Here is a 1859-nt window from a genome sequence, read left to right as displayed (position 1 = left end):
CCCACACGCCCGACCCCTACTGGGAATGGCTCACTGACCCGGCGTCCCAGTGCGCCTGACGAGGATCTGTGCGGGAAGTCCCAGGTCGCTAGAGTCGACTCATGGCGTCGGAGGTAGACAGACATCTCGCCGGGCTCAGAAGCATGGTTGAAAGATCGCGGCAACTAGAGACAGCGGCCCGAGATGTACAGCTCGCCGAGTACGTGCGGCTAGCCGCTGCCGCAGGGGCGAGCGCAGACGATATCGCTGCTGCGGCGGGCCTATCTGTGAACTGGGTGCGATCGGCACTCGGGCTTGCGGACGACGCGCTGCGCGATCGCGCAGGCAAGCCTATTTGGATGTTCTGGACAGGCGATCAGGGCTCCCGCTCCGGCGAGCGGGAGCCCTGAGCAAGAACTGTCCTCAGGCGTTGAGGTCGCAGCCCACGATCGGTTCATCGCGGTCGACGACCGGGCCGAACTCGACCCCCTTGCCGGCCGGCCACACGATCTGCGAGTACTTGCGGTTGCCGGACGACTCGCAGTCCTCGGTATACGTCACGTTCGCCACCCGGCTGTAGCCGAGCCCGTTGTTGCTGCGGATTCGCCCGGTCTCGTTGCTGAAGATGATACACAGCGGTCCGGCGCAGGTACTGCGCAGTTGGTAGTGGATCCACTGTGGGTAAGCGCCCTCAGTGCACGTCTGGGTAGCGCTTCCTTGGAGGTAGTTGCGAACCCGGAGAACGTCACCGAACGAGCCCGCACAGCCGCTCACGAACTGCGGCGTAATCTGCCCCTCAGTCGGTACGTCATTGATCGTCCAGCTACCGTCCTGCTCGAGCACCATCTGCTGCTCGTCGATCGTCTGAACGATCGTTCCGTCGTTCTGAATCTGCACGTCCCCGGCCGCCTCGTCGAGCTTGACCTGGTACCGAAGTGTGTCCATCTCCGCGGTCAGTTCGTCTTGGGTCGCCGGGTCCGACACAGCGTCCGCGGACGCTGGAACCGCAACACCCATGACGAGCACCCCTGCCGCGAGCGACGCTGCCCCCACCAGCGCCCGCGCTCCAGACCATTGCATGACAATCTCCTCTCGGTAGTCGGGGCCGCGGAATGACCCCGGCGAACCCTGTGTAGGCGAACCTGACATGGTGCGCCACACGGCGGTCGCCCAGACCGGTGTTGCCGGAGCAGCCTCACGAGGGCCCGCCGCAGATCTCCGCTGCGCGTCACCGGTCAGCTGCGCCCTGACCGTTGCGCTGGTCAATGACACTGTCAACGACGCAGAAGCCCTGTGGCCCCAAGGGCTAACGAGACTTGCTAAGGGGAACACCAGTTCGAATATGATTGTGTCGTGGGTACTCGTCGACGCCCGCCACCGGGCGGCTGGCCGTCCGGCATCGAGACGGTGCCGATGCGTGACCACGCCGAGGAGGCGCCCGAGCTCGCGCGGCGTGGTGTGCCGATCGTGCGCCCGTCCGAGGGCATCCCGGTGCGCGCGTGGATCACGCAGCGTCAGAGCGGTGAGGCCCGCGTCGACGGCGAGGCCGTCGCGTGGGCCGGTCGCCAGGTCCACGTGCGCTACATCTCCCGTGAAGGGCGCGAGGGGTGGGTGTGGCTCTGGGCCGACGCCGTCGAGCGTCGCTGAGCGGCACGGCCCTCTACTCGGATTCCTGTCAGACGTTCTCCGTCGCGCACCTGCTCGTAGAGCATGGCGCGCGAGCCCTCGTACGTCACTGCCTCGATCGCGACCTCACGTACCGGACCGTCGGCCGGCTGCCCCAGCTCAGGCAGGCCTGGTACGTGCCGTGGACGATCACGGCCGCTTGTTCGTCTCGTCGCGCAGCTCGACGAGCACGTGCGGGCTCGTCAGCGAGGCGT

Annotated in this window: 2 protein-coding genes; one reads left to right on the top strand and one right to left on the bottom strand. The window is 66.5% G+C overall.

Annotated elements, in window-relative coordinates:
- Window positions 1-402: 402 nt before the first annotated feature.
- The gene (locus GJV82_RS19090) at window positions 403-1059 is read right to left on the bottom strand and encodes a hypothetical protein (protein ID WP_155100314.1); all 657 of its coding nucleotides are present in this window, start codon (window positions 1057-1059) and stop codon (window positions 403-405) included.
- A 273-nt stretch (window positions 1060-1332) separates the two neighbouring features.
- Here GJV82_RS19090 and GJV82_RS19085 point away from each other — a divergent pair, with 273 nt between their 5' ends.
- The gene (locus GJV82_RS19085) at window positions 1333-1626 is read left to right on the top strand and encodes a hypothetical protein (RefSeq protein WP_155100313.1); all 294 of its coding nucleotides are present in this window, start codon (window positions 1333-1335) and stop codon (window positions 1624-1626) included.
- Window positions 1627-1859: the final 233 nt, after the last annotated feature.

Source organism: Cellulosimicrobium composti, from assembly GCF_009711085.1.
Lineage (GTDB): Bacteria > Actinomycetota > Actinomycetes > Actinomycetales > Cellulomonadaceae > Cellulosimicrobium > Cellulosimicrobium composti.
Note: the sequence above shows the minus strand (reverse complement) of the source record. Positions and strands in the feature narration are given on the sequence as shown.